Below are 20,173 nucleotides of genomic sequence, written 5' to 3'. Positions count from 1 at the left end.
AAAAGGGAGAGGTGCCTCTCCCTTTTCTACAAACGGAAAGGGAGGATGAAAATGGCAGAAACAGTCATTGTATCGGGAGCAAGAACCCCTTTTGGCAAAATGGGCGGGGCCTTAGCGTCGCTCACGGCGATGGATTTGGGCGGACACGCTTTACAAGCGGCAATCTCTCGTGCAGGGGTCGATGCAGGCCAATTGGACGAAGTCATCATGGGCCACGTCCTTCAAGGCGGTCAAGGGCAGTTAACGTCGCGGCAAGCAGCAAGAGCAGCGGATATCCCGTGGGATGTTAAAACGGAGACGGTAAATAAAGTATGCGCGTCAGGGATGCGAAGTGTTACCCTTGCCGATCAAATCATTCGCAGTGGGGATGCAACAGCCATCGCGGCGGGAGGCATGGAATCGATGAGCCAGGCGCCGCATGTGGTGCCGAATTTTCGATTTGGCCAAAAAATGGGGGACGCAAAACTCATTGATTCGATGGTCCATGATGGATTGACTTGTGCGTTTGAAGGCGTCCACATGGGGGTTTACGGCAACCGTAATGCGACAGAGTTTGATGTTAGTCGTGAAGCCCAAGACGAGTGGGCGGTTCGCAGCCATACGAGGGCGCAGGAAGCGACGGAGCGCGGGCGATTCAAAGAAGAAATTGCGCCTGTTACCGTTCCCAAGCGGCGCGGGGAAGATATCGTCGTGGATCGGGATGAAGCGATTCGCGAAAATGTTACGTCGGACAAGCTGGGACAATTGCCGCCTGCGTTCGGAAAAGACGGAACAATCACGGCCGGGAACGCACCGGGCGTAAATGACGGCGCCAGTGCGCTCGTGCTCATGGAAAAAGAAACGGCACAAGCCGAGAATGTAGAGCCGCTGGCGACGATCGTCGGGCATATGGCAATCGCCGTAGAAACGGAACGTTTTCCGCAAACCCCGGGGCTTATTATTGATCAGCTTTGTAAAAAAAACGGGTATCGCAAAGAAGATATTGATTTGTTTGAGATGAACGAGGCCTTTGCAGTTGTTGCCCTTCTCGGCGAACAATTATCAGGCGTTGATGCGGCAAAAATCAATGTCAACGGCGGAGCTGTGGCACTCGGCCATCCGATTGGCGCAAGCGGCAATCGCATATTGCTCACACTTGCCCATGAACTGCAAAAACGCGGAGGCGGCCTCGGCATTGCAGCGATTTGTAGCGGCGGCGGCCAAGGCGATGCCGTGTTGTTGAAAGTTTAGAAACAATTACTCGGAAAAAAGAAAGGCAGTCGAGAAACATGGATTTTTTATTATCGGAAGACCAGCAAATGATTCGAAAAATGGTTCGCGATTTTGCAAAAAATGAAGTGGAGCCAACAGCTGCCGAAAGGGACGCGGAAGAATGTTTTGATCGCTCCCTTTTTACACAAATGGCTGAACTCGGGTTTACGGGACTTCCTTGGCCGGAGACGGACGGTGGCATTGGCGGCGATTTCTTAAGTTACGTCGTTGCCGTAGAAGAATTATCCCGTGTCTGCGCGTCTACAGGGGTGACGCTATCCGCCCATATTTCACTGGCGAGTTGGCCCATCTACAGTTTCGGAACAAAAGAGCAGAAAGAAACGTATTTAAACCCGCTTGCGCGTGGCGAAAAACTCGGCGCATTTGCCCTTACGGAACCGGGATCGGGCTCCGACGCGGGCGCGATGAAAACAACGGCTGTCCTTGAAGGGGAAAGCTATGTGCTGAATGGATCCAAAATCTTCATCACAAACGGCGGGGAAGCCGATGTTTATGTCGTGTTTGCGGAGATGGAATCAGGGCCCGCGGCATTTATCGTAGATAAAGACTCCCCGGGTTTTTTTGTAGGAAAAAAAGAAGAAAAAATGGGCATCCGTTCTTCGCCCACAACCGAAATCCGTCTTGAAAACTGCTGTATTCCCAAAAAGAATCGTTTGGGAAAGGAAGGCCAAGGGTTTAAAATCGCGATGCAGACATTGGACGGCGGACGTAACGGCATCGCCGCACAAGCGTTGGGGATTGCCCAAGGTGCGCTTGATGCGGCAACAGCTTATGCGAAAGAACGAAAGCAATTCGGAAAAGCGATCGGCGGCCAGCAAGGCATTAGCTTTAAACTCGCGGATATGGCAACGAAAATTGAAGCATCCCGTCTTTTAACATATCAAGCAGCGTGGCGTGAACAAGAAGGACTGGATTATGGAAAGGCCTCAGCCATGTCGAAACTTTATGCGGCCGATACGGCGATGGAAGTAACAACAGAAGCTGTACAAGTGTTCGGAGGCTACGGCTATATACGTGAATACCCGGTGGAGCGATATATGAGAGATGCGAAAATCACGCAAATCTACGAAGGCACAAATGAAATTCAGCGTCTTGTGATCGGGAAGATGCTGCTGGCTGACTAATGGGAGGCGCCTTACAAAGGGGGCACGCTTTGACAGGGAACGAATCGGAGCACGCGACTCGTGAAATAGGAAAAGGCGAGGTGAAAAATGCCGGCATAGCGCATTCCGGTGTAGCCAATGGAGAAACGACATGTTCCTGCGATGGTCAAAGATAAGCAACTGATCCAAAAACGGCGCGATCAAATGGTAAAGAGCGCCGTTACACTTTTTCAGGAAAAAGGGTTTCATCGTACGACAACTCGTGAAATCGCTCGTTCATCGGGGTTTAGCGTTGGCACGTTATATGAATATGTTACTTCCAAGGAAGACGTCCTGTATCTCGTTTGTGATGCAGTTTATGATGAAGTGACCAATCGTTTCAATCAATTATTGGATCAAAGTTTGCCTGCCGCTGAACGATTTGAACAAATGGTGACGGCATTTTTTCAAGTGATGGATGAAATGCAGGAAGAAGTGCTTGTCATGTATCAAGAAGCAAAATCATTACCGAAAGAATCGCTTTCTTACGTCTTAAAAAAAGACGAAAGCATGACGGCGGATATTCAAAAAGTGATTGATAAATGTCGCGAAGAAGGATATCTGACGATGAGTGAAACGTATGCCCGCTTTATGGCCGAAAATATAACGGTGAAAGGCCATATGTGGACGTTTAGACGCTGGTCATTAAGGAAACATTATACATTGGAACAATACACCCGCTTGCAACTGGACGCGTTGTTATCCAAATAGGCGATATTTTACAATCAGCTTGCCGAAACGATAAATGGGATTTATCGCCTGCTTCTCCATTTTTGTGGCATAAACTTCTGGAATATGTTTATAATGATGGGTATGCATATACCTCCTGAGGTTTTGAAGAAACATTTTGTAGAAAGGGTGTAGGCCACTGTGACGATTCGTGAACTCGATCATGATGAAATATTGGAAAGCTCAGCGGTTGAGATTGCTTACAAATTATTAAAGGAGAAACGTGAACCCGTTCATTATAAAGATTTGTTCGCGGAGATTGCCGAGCTCAAGCAAATAAATGAGGAGCAAATGGATGATCGCCGTACGAAATTGTTCACGGATTTGAATATTGGCGGTAGTTTTGTTCATTTAGGGGCCAATCATTGGGGTTTGAAAGCATGGTATCCTGTTGATCAAACAGAGGAAGATTTGAGTCGGACCATCCAAGCTCCTTCAAAGGCTGATGAAGATCAAGGTTCGGAGAACAAAGACGATGATTTGGAAGATTTGGAAGATGAGCTTGATGAATTAGCCAATGAAGATGATGCTGACAATACAGATGAGCAAGAACTTGATGGGTTCGGCAACGACGGTAATCCAAAAGAAGAAACAGATCAGGAAAATGATCAATATTGACTCCTTGACTTTTTATAATGCCCTAGGTACAATAATTTTTGGGCTTGTACGAAGGTAAAAAAAATAGATGAAACGAAATGACTTAAAAAGTGTGCCCCCACCCCCGGTGGTCGTGGTGACACTTTTTATTTTTTGTTGCTCAACCATTATGCATATGCACTGGATCTATCATTATTTTCATATTTGATTTAAAGGAGATGGCATAAGGCATGTCTGTGAAATATATATTCGTTACAGGAGGCGTTGTATCTTCTCTCGGGAAAGGGATCGCGGCTGCTTCCCTCGGAAGGCTGTTAAAAAATAGAGGATTAAACGTGACGATTCAAAAGTTTGATCCATATATTAATATCGATCCGGGGACCATGAGCCCCTATCAACATGGGGAAGTGTTTGTGACCGATGACGGTGCGGAAACGGACCTTGATCTGGGGCACTACGAACGTTTTATCGATATTAATTTGAACAAAAACAGCAACGTGACGACAGGGAAAGTTTATTCTTCCGTTATCCGAAAAGAACGGCGCGGAGACTACCTCGGAGGGACCGTACAGGTGATTCCTCACGTGACGGATGAGATTAAAGACCGGGTTTACCGAGCGGGAGAGGAATCAAATGTCGATGTGGTGATTACGGAAATCGGAGGAACCGTCGGGGATATTGAAAGCCTGCCATTTCTTGAAGCGATTCGGCAAATGAAAAGCGATGCCGGCGTTGAAAATGTGATGTATATCCATTGTACGTTGATTCCGGTTTTGGAAGCCGCCGGTGAGATGAAATCGAAGCCGACGCAACATAGCGTAAAGGAGTTACGCTCCCTCGGCATTCAGCCGAATGTGATTGTTGCCCGTACCGAACAACCTGTGCCCGAGGCGATGAAAGAAAAAATCGCGCTGTTTTGCGACATTGATAAACACGCGGTCATCGAGTCCCGGAACGCCGATATTCTCTATCAGGTGACGCTCGATTTACAAGAACAAAGACTGGATTCCATCGTGTGTGAGCACTTAAACATGGAGACACCAAAGCCTGAAGCGGATATGGAGGATTGGAAGGCGCTTGTCAACAGGGTGAGCCATCTCTCCAAAAAAATTACGATTGGCATTGTCGGGAAATATGTAGCGCTTCCGGATGCCTATCTTTCTATTGTAGAAGCACTTAAGCATGCCGGTTACACCTATGATGCAGCTGTCGCTATTCGTTGGTATAATTCCGAAGATATTACTTGGGAGAATGTTGCGGATCAGTTCAAAGATGTCGACGGTATTCTCGTCCCCTATGGTTTTGGACACCGTGGGATCGAGGGGAAACTAAATGCAATACGCTTTGCCCGTGAAAATCACGTACCGTTTTTCGGCATTTGCCTCGGCATGCAACTTGCGTCTGTGGAATTCGCCCGAAACGTTCTCGGCCACGAAGATGCAGCATCAGCGGAATTCGTAGAGCAACCGGGACACCCGATTATTGATCTGCTCCCGGAGCAAAAAGAGGTGGAAGATTTAGGCGGTACCTTGCGCCTCGGATTATACCCTTGCAAACTCGAAGACGGAACGATTGCAAAAGTGGCCTATGACGAAGAAATTGTATATGAACGCCACCGCCATCGTTATGAGTTTAACAACACCTACCGAGAAACTTTTGAAAATGCAGGATTTATCTTTTCCGGACAAAGTCCCGACAACCGACTGGTGGAGATTATCGAATTGAGCGGCCATCCTTTTTTCGTTGCCACCCAATTCCATCCGGAATTTTTGTCAAGACCGACACGTCCCCAACCGCTTTTTCGGGAGTTTATCCGTGCAACATTGCCAGAAGCGTGAAGTCGAGTATTTATCTACTCGGCTTTTTTTGCTGAATTCCCGTGAGCGTTCATGCTACATTCGGTCCGACAAGTGTTATATTTTATAAATTCATTCACCAATGATTGCCTTGGAGATTGCATCGAGCGATCCATGCGAGAAAAATTGATGATCATCGATTGTGCTTGTAGACAAATAGACTGGGTAAGCGAGCGCTTGGTCCTTAAAACGGGTGAATGTAGACAACATACGGATAATGCGAAAGTTTTGTCCGCAGAGAAGTCCATACGGGCAAATATAGGGGTCGAGCAGCAAAAAACGTCCGTATGGGAAGCACATCGGACAAAATCAGTGTCTATCGGTGAAAACAGGTCCATAAGAGATGCCCTTAGGATGAAACTAGTGGTCTGTCTCAGAAATTCTTTCTCTCTTTGTTCGCCATACTCACAGTTCCTCCCGATGATACGCATATATCAGACAAACCCTTTCGTTGATTTCATCCATCATACAAGGTGACCGATGCAAAAGCGTTATCGGCTCCTTTGACCGGCTGCAACCCCTGCTGAGACGGACGATTTTTACAATATCGTTCCTCTAAAGGATGTTTTTCTCACTCTGAGGGGGACGACATTCGTGTTATCGCACCTCATAAAGGTGGCATGTCATTCTGCGATCAACCAAGGGAAAGAACTTCTGAAACACGCTACTAGTGACCGTCCATGCCTTTTTCGATGTTGACCTGCTATTGGCTGTGACCGGCTAATCGACCGTCGGGCAAACCGTGGGAACCAGATCTAAAATGAGAGAAAGTTGTGTGAAAAGAAGTCAATGAATGGAGCTATACGTTCCAAGGCAAGTCTTCGATGCCGTCTAGGATTCGGTTCTTGCGCCATTCCTTTCGGAAGTTTTCAACCTTGCGCTCTGCCGCTTTTAATCGTTTGGAGGCGTTTTACGTTCTAATTTGAGCGGACGCACAAAAGCTTTAAGCAAAGCAATTATTCAGCAATCATCTCCGACAATTCGAACATCATCGCTTGATAGGCATAAATAATCGCGATTTCTGTCGGATACCCACGTTTGCTTCCATCGGGAGCAGGTACGATGGGAGAAGACGGGGTAGTGATCCCCATTGGTTCTTCCATACCTTCCTCAAACGATAGGTTGGGGTGCCCCGGCCCCAAGAATACAATTGGGATATGCGCTTGTAACAAGCCTTGAAGGTATGATGCGTCCTCCTTCGTTTCTGTTCCATCGCTCAGAACAAGCATACGGTCAGCAGCGGAAAGCGCTTCTTTTTGCTTCCGGGACATTCGTTGTATTCGCTTAGGTGTGTCTTCGTTTTGAACGAGTGTATCTGCAAGTGCTGAAAAGCGTTCGTTCGCGAGTAAATATATATTCCCCTCGCCTACAAGCGCTTGTGCCAAAAGGCGCGCGCTGTCTGCAATGGCTTCGTCTTGCTTGGCAATCGTTTGGAAAACATGTTGCAATTGTGTCGTGTAACTCTTTATCATAGAGTGGTCTCCTTTTCTCTAGTCAACACCTAAAATACCATAAAAACAGGGGGGGGCTAAAGGAATTATGGTTATGGTGGGAGAATTATATAAGAGAAGCAAGTTCGCATGACCTTTAAAAAAGGAGAGAACGATGCGTAAAATATTAATTGTGGATGATAGCGAAGGCATTCGTACGCTAATAAGAGAAGTTTTACAGGCGGAAGGTTATGTTGTGGAAGAGACCAACGACGGATGGGAGGCTTTGGAGTGGATCAGAAGTATTAATTATGATCTTATCCTTTTGGATGTAAAACTACCCGGGTTAAATGGGATGGATGTATTGAAAACAATGCGGGATGAAGGAATCAACATGGGCGTAATTATTGTGACTGCTTATGAAGAAATCAATACGAAAACAGATTTTAAATACTTGGAAATCGTTGCATCATTATCAAAACCATTTGACATTCAGGAGGTTCTCGAAAAGGTAAATCAGTACATGGAGGGCCATAAACCGAAAAACGGTTGATCATCGTAGCCTACATAATATCCTCAACCACATAAAGAGTCATTTTCCGGCACACGAATTTTCTCCACGGCAGGAAAAAATCATATGAATTGTGTTATAATACCCTAGTAGTGAATGGTTTATCGAAAAATGAAGCTATATGTCGCATTAATTTTATACCTAGCATGCCATTGGTCTCAATGGCGAAAAAGCTTATTCACGGGCGGACGATGTGAAACTTGCTCAAGAGGTTTCAAACGCTCCACCATATACAATTTCCTAACGATGATTCGTCTGAATGAAAATGATTCTCTTTTTGTTTGTTATTATCACGAAAGGAGGAAGGCAAGGACGTTCTTTTTTCGGATAGCTAAGCGCATCCTTGCTGACACACGATGAAATTTTTTGTTGATTCGGTAAACATGGATGATATACGTTTCGCTCATGAGCTCGGCATACTCAGCGGGGTAACGACCAACCCCAGCCTCGTTGCTAAAGAAGGGGTGGATTTCACGTCTCGATTACAGGAAATCGTTTCCGTTGTAAAGGGGTCGGTAAGCGCAGAAGTAATCGCTACGGAAGCTGAGGAAATGTATAAGGAAGGAAAAGAATTAGCGGCCATAGCGCCAAATATTACCGTTAAAGTCCCTATGACACTGGATGGCCTAAAAGCTGTAAAGGCTTTAAAAGCGGATGGGATTGAGACGAACGTTACCTTAGTCTTTTCAAGTGTGCAAGCGCTTTTGGCAGCCAGAGCCGGGGCCACTTATGTATCCCCATTTATCGGGCGCCTTGATGATATTGGCCATAGCGGCGTTAACCTGATTGGAGAGATCGCAAACAGCTTTGCGTTGCATAACATTGATACGCAAATCATTGCCGCTTCTGTCCGTCATTCCATGCACGTTGCAGAAGCAGCCAACCAAGGCGCACATATTGCAACGATCCCTCCCAAAGTGATCCATCAACTTGTACAGCATCCATTGACCGATAAAGGGCTGGATGCTTTCCTTGCCGATTGGGAAAAAATGAACGAAAAAGATTAACGTTTTATACTGGCATGTGAAAGGCGTCTATAAAGATGATGGGTTGTCTATACTGAAATGTGCTGGCCGGTGTTTCAGGCCCGGCACTTTTCCTTATCAATAATGTTGCGAGTGGTAAGATAATTGCCAAATGAGGAAGTGACAGACGATGGACAAGCTAATGGTAGAAGGTGGCCATACGCTATCCGGACAAGTTCAAATCAATGGAGCGAAAAACAGTGCGGTGGCGTTAATCCCTGCGGCCATACTGGCAGACGCACCTGTTCAAGTCGATAATCTGCCACTGATCTCAGATGTTGGAATTTTGGCGGATTTGTTGCGGGACATCGGGGCTGACGTTGAGCTGGACGGGGAAGCGATCACTATCGATCCACGTACTATTACACCTACACCATTACCGAACGGCCGCGTGAAAAAAATGAGGGCTTCTTATTATATGATGGGCGCCATGTTGGGAAAATTTAAAAAGGCTGACATAGGTCTGCCCGGAGGCTGTAACCTCGGTCCTCGGCCGATTGATCAACACATTAAAGGATTTGAAGCGTTGGGGGCCACCGTCTCCAATGAACAAGGGTCCATTTTTTTACGGGCAAATGAACTTAGGGGAGCAAGAATATACTTGGATGTCGTCAGCGTTGGAGCCACCATTAACATTATGCTCGCCGCCGCCCGTGCGAAAGGGCGGACGGTGATCGAAAATGCGGCAAAGGAGCCGGAAATCATTGATGTCGCTACAATTCTATCGAGCATGGGCGCGGTCATCAAAGGCGCGGGCACGGATGTCATCCGCATTGAAGGACAAGAAAAATTGACAGGATGCAACCACACCATTATTCCCGATCGGATTGAAGCGGGCACGTACATGATAATGGCAGCTACGATGGGCAAAGAAGTGACGATTGAAAATATTATCCCCGATCATTTGGAATCGCTGACAGCAAAGTTACAGGAAATGGGCGTGGAAGTGACTGTGCAAGATGACTCGGTCGTCGTACGTTCCAACAACGATCTTAAAGGGGTGGATATTAAAACGCTTGTCCATCCCGGCTTTCCGACCGATTTGCAACAACCGGTGACAGCGCTGCTCGCCAAGGCTCGAGGCACGAGTATCATTACGGATACGATCTACAATGCCCGTTTTAAACATATCGATGAGTTGCGGCGAATGGGCGCCGATATAAAAGTTGAAGGACGTTCCGCGATGATTAACGGCGGCATAAAATTGGAAGGTGCGCGGGTGAAGGCGAGTGATCTGCGGGCAGGAGCTGCCTTGGTCATCGCTGGGCTTTTAGCGGACGGTGTTACGGAAGTAACCGGTGTGCACCATATTGATCGTGGTTATGAAGCGTTTGAAGATAAACTTTTACAATTGGGAGCCAGGCTTTGGCGAGAAAAAATGACAGAAGAAGAACAGGAACAATTGAAACATTCGTAATGGGGGAGAAGGAAATGGAAAGAAGTTTATCGATGGAGCTTGTGCGTGTCACCGAAGCGGCAGCTTTGTCATCCGCAAGATGGATGGGGCGAGGGCTGAAGGAGGAAGCTGATGATGCTGCAACAAGTGCCATGCGTGATGTATTCGATACAATCCCGATGCAGGGAAAAGTAGTGATAGGTGAAGGGGAGAAAGACGAAGCGCCGATGCTCTATATCGGAGAAAAACTAGGTGCCGGTTCCGGTCCCCGAGTTGATATCGCCGTTGACCCGGTGGAAGGAACCAATATTGTGGCAAATGGCCAATGGAATGCGTTGGCTGTCATCGCGATTGCTGATCACGGAGAATTGTTGCATGCCCCTGATATGTACATGGATAAAATCGCCGTCGGTCCTGATGCGGTAGGGGTGATTGACTTGAATGCTTCCGTTACCGATAACCTTCAGGCGGTTGCGAAGGCACGAGGAAAGGACGTCGATGATCTTGTCGTCAGCATCTTAAGCCGAGAACGCCATCAGAATATTATTAATGATGTCCGAAAAGCAGGTGCCCGTATCAAGCTTATTCAAGACGGAGATGTGGCAGCTGCCATTAATACCGCTTTTGATGAAACGGGGGTGGATATGTTAATCGGTGCTGGCGGTGCACCGGAAGGTGTGATTTCGGCTGTTGCTTTAAAATGCCTTGGCGGGGAAGTGCAAGGGCGTTTGCTGCCGAAAGGGGAGGCAGAAGCTGAGCGTTGTCGACGGATGGGTATCGAAGACCCTTCGAAAATTCTGTACATGGATGACCTTGTCGGTGGTGATGACTGTATTTTCGCTGCTACGGGCATCACGGACGGGGAGCTTTTGAAAGGCGTACACTACAAGAGCAAGCGGGCGTCCACTCAATCGCTTGTCATGCGGGCAAAATCCGGAACCGTTCGTTTCGTGGACGGGAAGCATAATGTGGAGAAAAAACCGGCTTTTGTGTTCAAGGCATGATCCGATCATTTTTCTACGTGAAAAACCGCTTGGAACTTGGCGCAAAGCCAAGTTTTTCTTGCCTTTGATTGATTTTCTCCCCTCTATTTTTGTCTTATGTTGTCGTAGTGGTTTTTAAAAGCGGCTTCATATGTTACTTTTAGGTTAACCATAGAGACAGTCTTCCCATCCAGCCTTAATGCCCTTGCCTCGCTTCCTTCACAGAGAGTGAAGTGTTTGCCTCTCCTTTATGCATTCCTAAATAAACATTTGTACCAACCCGTTGAATTTACGAAAGATGGTGATGAATATTGAGTTTATCTATAGCAGAGCTTGAAGATAAGACGTTGCGGGATCTTTACAGGCTCGCGAAAGAATTCAGAATTTCTTATTATAGCAAATTGACAAAGCAAGAACTGATTTTTGCGATTTTAAAAGGACAAGCGGAACAAGATGGCCATATGTTCATGGAAGGCGTTTTGGAGATTATACAAACGGAAGGGTATGGTTTCCTGCGGCCGATTAATTATTTGCCGAGTTCTCAAGATATTTACATTTCTGCATCCCAAATTCGCCGTTTCGATTTACGTAATGGAGACCGAGTGTCCGGAAAGGTGCGCAAACTGAAAGATAATGAACGCTATCATGGATTGCTGCAAGTAGAGGCAGTGAATGGGGATGAGCCGGACACAGCAAAAGAACGTCCTCATTTTCCGGCGCTTACGCCGTTATTTCCGGACGAACGTATGCGTTTGGAAACGAATCCCGGACGTCTCTCTGCCAGAATTATGGATATTATTACGCCGGTGGGCTTTGGGCAGCGAGGGTTGATTGTGGCACCGCCGAAAGCAGGAAAAACTTCATTGCTTAAACAAGTGGCAAACAGCATTACCGAAAACCATCCGCAATCAGAATTGATCATGTTGCTCATTGATGAACGTCCGGAAGAAGTGACTGATATTGAACGTTCGGTAGATGGGGAAGTTGTTCATTCCACCTTTGACGAAGTGCCGGAAAATCATGTGAAGGTAACGGAACTAGTTCTGGAACGGGCCATGCGTCTCGTGGAACAAAAAAAAGACGTCGTTATTTTAATGGACAGCATTACGAGATTGGCACGCGCGTATAACCTTGTGATCCCACCGAGTGGGCGGACGTTATCCGGGGGGATTGATCCTGCTGCCTTCCATCGGCCGAAACGATTTTTCGGGGCTGCGCGCAATATAGAAGAAGGCGGAAGCATGACTATCTTGGCCACGGCACTCGTTGATACAGGCTCTCGCATGGACGATGTCATTTACGAAGAATTTAAAGGCACGGGCAACATGGAACTGCACTTGGACCGTCGTCTCGCGGAAAGAAGGATATTTCCATCGATCGATATCCGGCGCTCCAGCACTCGAAAAGAGGAGCTGCTTGTTACGAAAAGCCAGCTTGAAAGTTTATGGGCGATGCGCAAAACGATGAACGATTCGCCCGAATTCATCGACCATTTTATTCGTCGAATTAAAGATACGAAAACGAACGATGAATTTTTTGAGCGCATGGAACAAGACAAAGCACGGGCAAATACGAAAGCAAAAGCCGGAAGTTATTCCTCCGGCTGAGAAATTTTTAGCTGTTAAATCCCGATGGCTATTTTCACCCCCTTGAAAAACAAAAAAGGCCTTGGTATAATCACAACATGTGTGAAACGAGCGCTTATGTTTAAGCGTGTAGAGGAGGGAACGCAACAATGAAAACGGACATTCATCCGCAGTATCAAAATGTTGTCTTTTTAGATACAGGCACCGGTTTCAAGTTTTTGGGCGGATCAACAAGGTCGTCGGACGAGACGATCGAATGGGAAGACGGTAGTACGTATCCGCTGATTAAAGTAGAAATCAGCTCGGACTCGCATCCTTTCTATACCGGAAAACAAAAGCTTGTGGACGCAGGCGGCCGCATCGATAAATTCAAAAAGAAATACAACTTGGATTAAAGAACGTGAGAGACTGTTCGGTTGTCACTGGGCAACAGGAACAGTCTTTTTTTTGCCCAGCCGGGTCACGCATCTTCCATTAAGACCCATGATTTTGTTTGCTTTTTTGGGAAGAATAGGGATACACCTCTGAATAAGGGGGTATCAGAATGATGAAAAGGCTTTGTTGCTTGCTTGTGCTAGTTAGTCTCGTCGCGTGTACGCCGGCTAATCCGCCGCAGGCCCTAGATGCTTACGGATGGCCCGACAATATCCACATGGACGGGTTTGGGGTTGGAGCTTTGCCGGAGGATGATGAGGGATGAATATAAGCCTCTCTGCGTTTGATGGATGCAGAGAGGCTTTATTCCTTTAGTTTGGCGGTGGTAAGAAACGAACTTCCTACCTCACCCGTCTGGCCGCTTGCTGCATAGGATCCCATACGCCGTTATAGGGCGGGGCGTAGGATAAATCAAGGTCTTCAAACTCATCCATGCTCATGGAGTGAAAAAGCGCTGTCGCCAATACATCAATGCGTTTATCGACCCCTGATTCCCCGATGATTTGTGCACCGAGCAGCAGATGATGATCGGTTCGGTACACAAGCTTAATATGGAGCGGCTTTTTATCCGTGAAATAACCGGCGATATCCGTCCCTGTATAAAAAACTGATTCGGCAGGGATCCCCAATGCTTCTGCTTCTTTTTCCGAAACCCCTGTGCGAGCAGCTGTCAAACGAAGAAAACGAAAGATGGAAGTGCCTACAACCCCTTGAAAAGGTTTTTTCACCCCGACCATATTTGTCCCGGCAACGCGCCCTTGTTTGTTGGCGTGTGTACCTAGAGGCAAGTAATCGTGCTGTTCTTTGATGCGGTGGTACTGCATAGCACAATCCCCGGCTGCATAGACGTTCGAAATATTGGTTTTCATTTGTGCATCGACGTGAATGGCTCCTTTTTCGTTTAGCTCGATCCCCGTATCATGCAAAAATGATGTATTCGGTTTAATTCCCGTAGCGAAGATGACGAGATTCGTGGGAAAAGCCTCATCGTTTGCATACAAAGTATTTACGCGTCCGTCCGCACCCGCCTTCAGTTCCGTGACTGTTTTGTTGAACACGACTTCGATTCCTTGTGCTTTTGCTTCTTCAAGCAAAAGCGGGGCCATATCGTCATCAAACATTTTCGCCAACTGGTCGTTTTGTTCCACTAGGCGTACAGGGATCTGTTGAGTGGCGAATGCTTCCGCAAGCTCGAGTCCGATGTATCCGCCCCCAACGATCGTTACTTGACGGTGCTGACGGAGTTCCCTTTGTAAATGTTCGAGATCCGGTATGGTTTTTAACGTGTGCACGCCTTCCACGTCGTTGCCCGGAAGCGGTGGAACAATCGGGTCCGCCCCCGTCGCGATTAACAATTTGTCGTAAGGAATGCTAAAGGCCTGATCCCGTTCCAAATCTATGCCGTGTACGTGTTGTTTTTCTAAATCGATGCGTTGGACTTCATGGTAAATGCGTGCGTCGATGCCGTATTTTTCACGAAATGTTTCCCGTGACCTGGCAACCAAGTCCGCCGTTTGGGCTACCGATCCTTCAATAACATAGGGTAATCCGCATTGCGCATAGGAATAGATGCCACCTCTTTCCAGCGTCGTGACCTCTGCATGTTCAGGGTTGCGGCGGACAATTTGCATGGCGGCGCTCATGCCCGCGGCATCACCGCCGATGATAACGTAGTGTGTCATAATATACCTCCATATGTTTATAATTCCCTCTCCTATAGGAAAAGAAACCGTGGCTTGTTTGCACACTTGATTTTGACGCTTCCGGTCCCTTATATTATACTGTCTGAAGCAGTAGAATGAGGTGAATGTTGTGTTCGAAAAATTGCAATCGGTGGAAGATCGCTACCTTCAACTCAACGAATGGCTCAGTGATCCTGATATCGCTAACGATCCCGACAAATTACGGGATTATTCAAAAGAACAATCGGACTTGGAAAAAACTGTCCAAACGTATCGTAATTATAAACAGACGAAAGAAGAACTTGAAGAAGCAAAAACGATGTTAACCGATAACATGGACGATGACATGGAAGAGATGATTTATGATGAAATCGAGGAATTAAACAAAAAAAAAGAAGAACTCGAAGAGCACTTGAAAGTCCTGCTTATTCCGAAAGATCCCAATGACGACAAGAACGTTATTGTAGAAATTCGCGGAGCTGCCGGCGGGGATGAAGCCGCGTTATTTGCGGGCGATCTTTTCCGCATGTACAGTCGCTATGCGGAAAAAAACCGTTGGAAAGCGGACGTTATCGAGTCCCACGAAACGGACATGGGCGGATATAAAGAAATTATATTCACAGTGAATGGGGAAGGCGCGTTTTCGAAAATGAAGTATGAAAACGGCGCCCATCGCGTACAGCGAGTACCTTCCACGGAATCCGGCGGCCGTATTCACACGTCCACGGCCACGGTAGCCGTATTGCCAGAAGCAGAGGAAGTGGAAGTGGAAATACACGATAAGGATTTGCGCGTGGATACGTTTGCTTCCAGCGGTCCAGGCGGCCAAAGTGTCAACACGACGATGTCTGCTGTGCGCATTACGCATGACCCCACCGGAATCGTCGTCTCTTGCCAAGATGAAAAATCGCAAATCAAGAATCGTGATAAAGCAATGAAAGTGTTACGGGCGCGTATTTATGATAAATATCAAAAAGAAGCGGAAGATGAATACGCGGAAAATCGTAAGCAAGCAGTGGGGACCGGTGATCGTTCCGAGCGGATACGCACGTACAATTTTCCGCAAAGCCGTGTAACGGACCATCGAATCGGCTTGACGCTGCAAAAGCTTGATCAAGTGATGGAAGGAAATATAGAGGAGATCATTGAGCAGTTAATTGTGGAGGAACAGGCGGAGCTGATGGAGAATGCCGAACAATAACGAACAGGGGATGCCTGCCGCTGCCCCGCGCGTATCAGAAGCCCTGCAGTGGGCTTCGTCTTTTTTTCAAAAAAAAGGACTGGAAAAAAAAGCAGCGGAGTATTTAATGCAAGATTTGTTGCAAATGGAAAGTGTCTCTTATCATCTTCATGTAAGGGAATATTTAAGCAATGAGCAGTGGGAACGATATAAAACGTGGGTGAAGCGCCATGGCGAGGGTGAACCGGTCCAATATATTACAGACGGTGCCTATTTTTATGGCCGTCCCTTCAGCGTTAACCCTTCAGTATTGATCCCGCGCCATGAAACAGAAGAATTGGTGGAGCTTGTTTTAGCGAAAACAAAGAAACGATTGGCTCGGCCGAGGATTGCAGATGTGGGCACAGGAAGCGGAGCCATAGCGGTCACCCTCGCCTTGGAATGGCCTGAAGCAACGGTATCGGCCTTAGATGTATCCCGTGAAGCACTGGCGATTGCCAAGGGGAATGGAGAGGCGTTGGGGGCCTCCTCCGTGGAGTTTATCGAGGGAAACATGCTAGCCCCCTTGCGGGAACAAGGCAAGCAGATGGATATGATCGTGGCTAATCCTCCTTACATCGCTACCCGTGAATGGCGGGGGCTTGCGTCGCTCGTACGCGACCATGAGCCTCGAGAGGCTTTGGACGGCGGAGGAGATGGACTGTTCTTTTACCGGAAATTGGCAAAAGATATCCCTCATGTGCTTGCTGCAGATGGCTTGGCTTTTTTTGAAATCGGAGAGATGCAAGGGCCTGCAGTGGTGCTTCTCATGGAACAGCAGTTGCCCGTAGCGGATGTGGATATCGTACAAGACATCAACGGGAAAGATCGTTTCGTTGTGGTTGAAAGGTGAGTCGTGACCGATTAATCGCAAACTTTGTCGGACGATTTTGCGTTTAGCCCATTCTTTCTTTTGTCCAGACTTGCGGGTAGGGAGAGGATGGGATTAAACGATGAAACTAGCTATTACTTATACTTTTATTGGTTTATTTTTAGTTGTGGGAAATTGGGAAAGCCAGCAACAGCATTGGCAAGAAGAGGATCCGGTACCGGAGGATTCGATCCGGCTGCGGATTTTTTCCCATGATGATTCATTGCTTCAACAAGAAATCAAGCGAGAAGTGAGAGACGAAGTGGCTGTCTATAGTGCCGAATACATGGAGGATATGCCGACAAAAGAAGCGGCCCGAGACGTATTCGACGCACATTTGGAGACAATCGAAGAAAAAGCGGAAGAAGTGATCGATGCTTATGACGTTTCGATGCCGGTGGACGTGTCGTTGGAAAAAGACGTGAAATTCCCCACTCGGGTGTACGGCCCGCTTGTTTACCCGGCAGGAGATTATGAGGCGTTGGTTATCGAAATCGGAGACGGAGAAGGGAAAAACTGGTGGTGCGTGCTTTTTCCGCCCCTTTGTTTATCGGACCTTGGCATCGGGGAAGAAGAGGAAGAGACGGAGAAAGAGAAAAAGGAAGAAGAGCCTGAATTTTCGTTCTTCCTTGCTGAGATTTGGGACGGCTGGTTTGGAGCATAGCTGACGCGTGTAAAACAGAGGGTTGTGCATAAACCCCATTAATATGTGGATAAGTGGAATGTAGGTTTACTTCCTGTTGTGAAAGGGTGTGATGGACATGGAGGAGAAAGAACATTGAGTTACCAACAGACAGATCACTTAGTTGTGGATAATCATGTTGATGAACAAACGTTTCAAGATTGTGTGGAAAAGGCCGCCCGCATCCTACGCGCAGAGGAGCTTGTTGCTTTTCCGACAGAGACAGTGTACGGGTTGGGGGCTAATGGGTTATCCACACGGGCTGTGCAAAAAATTTTTAAAGCCAAAGGACGTCCGAACGATAATCCGCTTATTTTACATATTGGTTCAATGGCCCAGTTATATCCGCTGATACGTGGGTCTCTTTCTTTTCACGCTGAAAAACTGATCGAACATTTTTGGCCGGGTCCTTTGACGCTTATTTTTCCTGCAAGTGCTCGTGTGCCCTCGGTGGTCACGGGCGGCCTCGAAACGGTGGCAGTGCGCATGCCGGCACACAGGTTGGCGCGCGAAATTATATCAAAAGCAGGTTTGCCCATCGCGGCCCCAAGTGCGAATCGTTCGGGAAAGCCGAGTCCGACTCGAGTGGAACACGTAAAGGAGGACCTGGATGGACGGGTGGCAGCAATTATGGATGGGGGAAGTACCGGATATGGCCTCGAATCCACCGTCGTAGACGTTAGCGGCGGGGAGGACTCTCCGCGGATTTTACGCCCGGGCGGCATTACAGAAGAAGAGATGGAAGAAACGCTCGGTTTATCAATGTCTGTCGAACGTAGGGATGGAACAAGAGGCAATGTGCGGGCGCCGGGGATGAAATATCGCCATTATTCCCCGGATACCAATGTTGAGCTTGTGGATGGTTCCTATGTTGTCATGCAAGCGCGAATAGGCGAGGCGAAAATGGAAGGGAAAAGGGTGGCAGCAGCGATCACCTCGGATCGTGTGGACAAAATTTCAGCAGACGAGATTTTAGTGTTAGGCGATGAGACTGATCTGCAAGCGATATCATCGCATTTATATGATCATTTGAGAGCTGTGGATAAAATGGATGTGGATGTACTTTTTGTGCAAACATTTACGGAAACAGGGATCGGCAAGGCGATTATGAACCGGTTGTACAAGGCGGCTAACCGATAAAGCAGGCGGGGCGGGGAGAGTTCCTCCAATATTTGGGGGCGAAACATTCAAGCAGCTAATGTGGCATTGGTTGAATTTCCCGTTGACTCCCTTGACTCACCAAGGCGTTGTTTGTGACGTATAAAGTTCAGGTACTTTCCAGGTATAACCATTATTCGTCTATTCTGCACTAGTGCAGAATGCCTAAAATAAGTGTTCCCCTCTGTTGTTGCACCAAAACCTAGATGTTTGTTTGATATTATCCGCCCTATGCAAAACAATCGGTGAGCCAAGGGTGTGGGGTGGATAATTTAAGCCATATGCACTAGTGTGGAAGCCGAAATAACCAAGATATCGGCATGAGAAGGGGGCGGAGAGCAACGAACATGTCGAAGAAAGGACGGCTTTGGCATGAAAGGAGGGCAAAGGCATACTCGGAAGCCGAAGCATCCTTGGCTTCGGCATGAAAAAGGAAGCGAAGCGCTGCAACTATGCCGAAGGAAGGACAGTATCGGCCTGAAATAAGAGCATAGGAGCGCTGGTAAGCCGAAGTATGCCTCCGATCATTTATATTCCGAAACACTGCTCATGGCTCGATCAAATAGAAATTTGGTTTAGCATTTCTATCCCACGAGGTAATCAATCCAAGAACCAGCTTCCATTCCGTTGAAGACTTGGCTTATCGATTGACGCAATACACTCATTATTATAATCGATTTCTAGCCAAGCCATTTTGTCGGACATCTTGTTCGTCGGGTCGTTGCCCGTACAGCAGCCGTATAACGGCATCGGCGGACCGGCAACAATTGTCCGTAAAAAGCATCCATACAGGCAAATCCAGAGGTTGAATTGCAAAAAAATCCGTAAGAAGCATCCATACAGCCAAACGAGGGAGCGCTCATGCTTTTTCGATGTTGCCCCTGGGTGTGACCGGATAATTCGACCACTCTGCACTAGTGTAGAAACTAATGGTCACTTGTTATAGTAGCCAAGCTTCTGCTGTCCAAAGAAACACTTTGAACGATTGCATGATAAATTGATCCTTGATGAACCAAGGGTATGAGGTGAAAAATCACCAATATGCACTAGAGGGGTGTTTCAGAAATTCTTTCCCTGCTGGCGGATCTTGAAAAAGGTCTGAGTAATCGAATAGATCCGAATAGTGGACACGCGTTCGATCATCGACACAAACAACGATACTAGATTGCAATCCTGAACATGTACGGCATCGGCATGGAAGGAGAACGAAGAGGAGCGAGACTGCCGAGAGAAGGACATCATCGGCATGAAATGAGGCCGAGGCGTGTGCGCAAGTCGAAGTGATGCACGACATTGGCATGGAAAGAGGGCAACGAGGAGGGAATATGTCGAAGGGCAGGCAACATCGGCATAAAAAGAGAGCAACGCTGTGCTGGGGAGCCGAAGCAGCACGGGAACGTACCAGGCTTCTATTCATTTGGTTCCTTTCCACTGTTTTTCCACGATTCAATTGTTGCTGTCTCGAAATCTCCTCGATGCCTTTCTTAGTTCTGTTTGCTTCTTGGATCAATTCTTCGTGAGACACAAATTTTTGAAGAT

General features: G+C 47.3%; 18 protein-coding genes. 16 read left to right on the top strand and 2 right to left on the bottom strand.

The window, feature by feature from the left end; genetic code table 11:
* Positions 1-51 precede the first annotated feature (51 nt).
* The 5 genes from mmgA to pyrG all read left to right on the top strand — a co-directional run bounded on the left by mmgA (position 52) and on the right by pyrG (position 5,578).
* Complete coding sequence (mmgA, locus tag DT065_RS10510; RefSeq protein ID WP_114373168.1) at positions 52-1,230, top strand: acetyl-CoA C-acetyltransferase; 1,179 nt, start codon at positions 52-54, stop codon at positions 1,228-1,230.
* Positions 1,231-1,268: 38 nt separating this feature from the next.
* Positions 1,269-2,396, top strand: coding sequence for an acyl-CoA dehydrogenase (locus DT065_RS10505; RefSeq protein ID WP_114373166.1), 1,128 nt, complete (start codon positions 1,269-1,271; stop codon positions 2,394-2,396).
* Positions 2,397-2,513: 117 nt separating this feature from the next.
* The gene (locus DT065_RS10500; protein WP_114373164.1) at positions 2,514-3,125 is read left to right on the top strand and encodes a TetR/AcrR family transcriptional regulator; all 612 of its coding nucleotides are present in this window, start codon (positions 2,514-2,516) and stop codon (positions 3,123-3,125) included.
* A 159-nt stretch (positions 3,126-3,284) separates the two neighbouring features.
* The gene (rpoE, locus tag DT065_RS10495) at positions 3,285-3,761 is read left to right on the top strand and encodes a DNA-directed RNA polymerase subunit delta (RefSeq protein ID WP_114373163.1); all 477 of its coding nucleotides are present in this window, start codon (positions 3,285-3,287) and stop codon (positions 3,759-3,761) included.
* A 209-nt stretch (positions 3,762-3,970) separates the two neighbouring features.
* On the top strand, positions 3,971-5,578 hold the full coding sequence (pyrG, locus tag DT065_RS10490; RefSeq protein WP_114373161.1) for a CTP synthase: 1,608 nt from the start codon (positions 3,971-3,973) through the stop codon (positions 5,576-5,578).
* A gap of 974 nt (positions 5,579-6,552) precedes the next feature.
* Here pyrG and DT065_RS10485 read toward each other — a convergent pair.
* Positions 6,553-7,068, bottom strand: coding sequence for a DUF2529 family protein (locus DT065_RS10485; protein ID WP_114373159.1), 516 nt, complete (start codon positions 7,066-7,068; stop codon positions 6,553-6,555).
* 133 nt (positions 7,069-7,201) lie between these two features.
* Between DT065_RS10485 and DT065_RS10480 the strand changes: the two genes are divergently transcribed.
* From DT065_RS10480 to DT065_RS18915, 7 genes are all read left to right on the top strand, one after another.
* On the top strand, positions 7,202-7,579 hold the full coding sequence (locus tag DT065_RS10480) for a response regulator (RefSeq protein WP_114373157.1): 378 nt from the start codon (positions 7,202-7,204) through the stop codon (positions 7,577-7,579).
* Between the two features lie 374 nt (positions 7,580-7,953).
* Positions 7,954-8,604, top strand: coding sequence for a fructose-6-phosphate aldolase (gene fsa, locus DT065_RS10475; RefSeq protein WP_114373155.1), 651 nt, complete (start codon positions 7,954-7,956; stop codon positions 8,602-8,604).
* Between the two features lie 148 nt (positions 8,605-8,752).
* A complete protein-coding gene (gene murA / locus DT065_RS10470) occupies positions 8,753-10,039 on the top strand; it encodes a UDP-N-acetylglucosamine 1-carboxyvinyltransferase (RefSeq protein ID WP_114373153.1) in 1,287 nt (428 codons plus the stop codon).
* Between the two features lie 14 nt (positions 10,040-10,053).
* Positions 10,054-11,022 (top strand): class II fructose-bisphosphatase, encoded by a 969-nt coding sequence (glpX, locus tag DT065_RS10465; protein ID WP_114373151.1) that lies wholly within the window; start codon positions 10,054-10,056, stop codon positions 11,020-11,022.
* A 290-nt stretch (positions 11,023-11,312) separates the two neighbouring features.
* Positions 11,313-12,608: a transcription termination factor Rho gene (rho, locus tag DT065_RS10460; protein WP_114373149.1), complete on the top strand. Its 1,296-nt coding sequence runs from the start codon at positions 11,313-11,315 to the stop codon at positions 12,606-12,608.
* Positions 12,609-12,736: 128 nt separating this feature from the next.
* Complete coding sequence (locus DT065_RS10455; RefSeq protein WP_114373147.1) at positions 12,737-12,982, top strand: type B 50S ribosomal protein L31; 246 nt, start codon at positions 12,737-12,739, stop codon at positions 12,980-12,982.
* Between the two features lie 149 nt (positions 12,983-13,131).
* A complete protein-coding gene (locus tag DT065_RS18915) occupies positions 13,132-13,287 on the top strand; it encodes a hypothetical protein (protein WP_160112504.1) in 156 nt (51 codons plus the stop codon).
* A gap of 76 nt (positions 13,288-13,363) precedes the next feature.
* Here the strand turns inward: DT065_RS18915 and DT065_RS10450 are convergent, their stop codons facing one another.
* Entirely contained in the window at positions 13,364-14,704 is a 1,341-nt protein-coding gene (locus DT065_RS10450) for an FAD-dependent oxidoreductase (RefSeq protein WP_114373145.1), read from the bottom strand.
* A 121-nt stretch (positions 14,705-14,825) separates the two neighbouring features.
* Between DT065_RS10450 and prfA the strand changes: the two genes are divergently transcribed.
* The 4 genes from prfA to DT065_RS10430 all read left to right on the top strand — a co-directional run bounded on the left by prfA (position 14,826) and on the right by DT065_RS10430 (position 18,616).
* Positions 14,826-15,905: a peptide chain release factor 1 gene (gene prfA, locus DT065_RS10445; RefSeq protein WP_193550764.1), complete on the top strand. Its 1,080-nt coding sequence runs from the start codon at positions 14,826-14,828 to the stop codon at positions 15,903-15,905.
* Complete coding sequence (gene prmC / locus DT065_RS10440; protein ID WP_114373142.1) at positions 15,892-16,776, top strand: peptide chain release factor N(5)-glutamine methyltransferase; 885 nt, start codon at positions 15,892-15,894, stop codon at positions 16,774-16,776. Before prfA ends, prmC begins: the two co-directional genes overlap by 14 nt.
* Positions 16,777-16,876: 100 nt before the next feature.
* Entirely contained in the window at positions 16,877-17,458 is a 582-nt protein-coding gene (locus DT065_RS10435) for a stage II sporulation protein R (RefSeq protein WP_114373140.1), read from the top strand.
* A gap of 114 nt (positions 17,459-17,572) precedes the next feature.
* Entirely contained in the window at positions 17,573-18,616 is a 1,044-nt protein-coding gene (locus DT065_RS10430; protein WP_114373138.1) for an L-threonylcarbamoyladenylate synthase, read from the top strand.
* Positions 18,617-20,173: the final 1,557 nt, after the last annotated feature.

Source organism: Salicibibacter kimchii (assembly GCF_003336365.1).
Classification (GTDB): domain Bacteria; phylum Bacillota; class Bacilli; order Bacillales; family Marinococcaceae; genus Salicibibacter; species Salicibibacter kimchii.
This window is presented reverse-complemented; position numbering and strand designations above follow the sequence as displayed.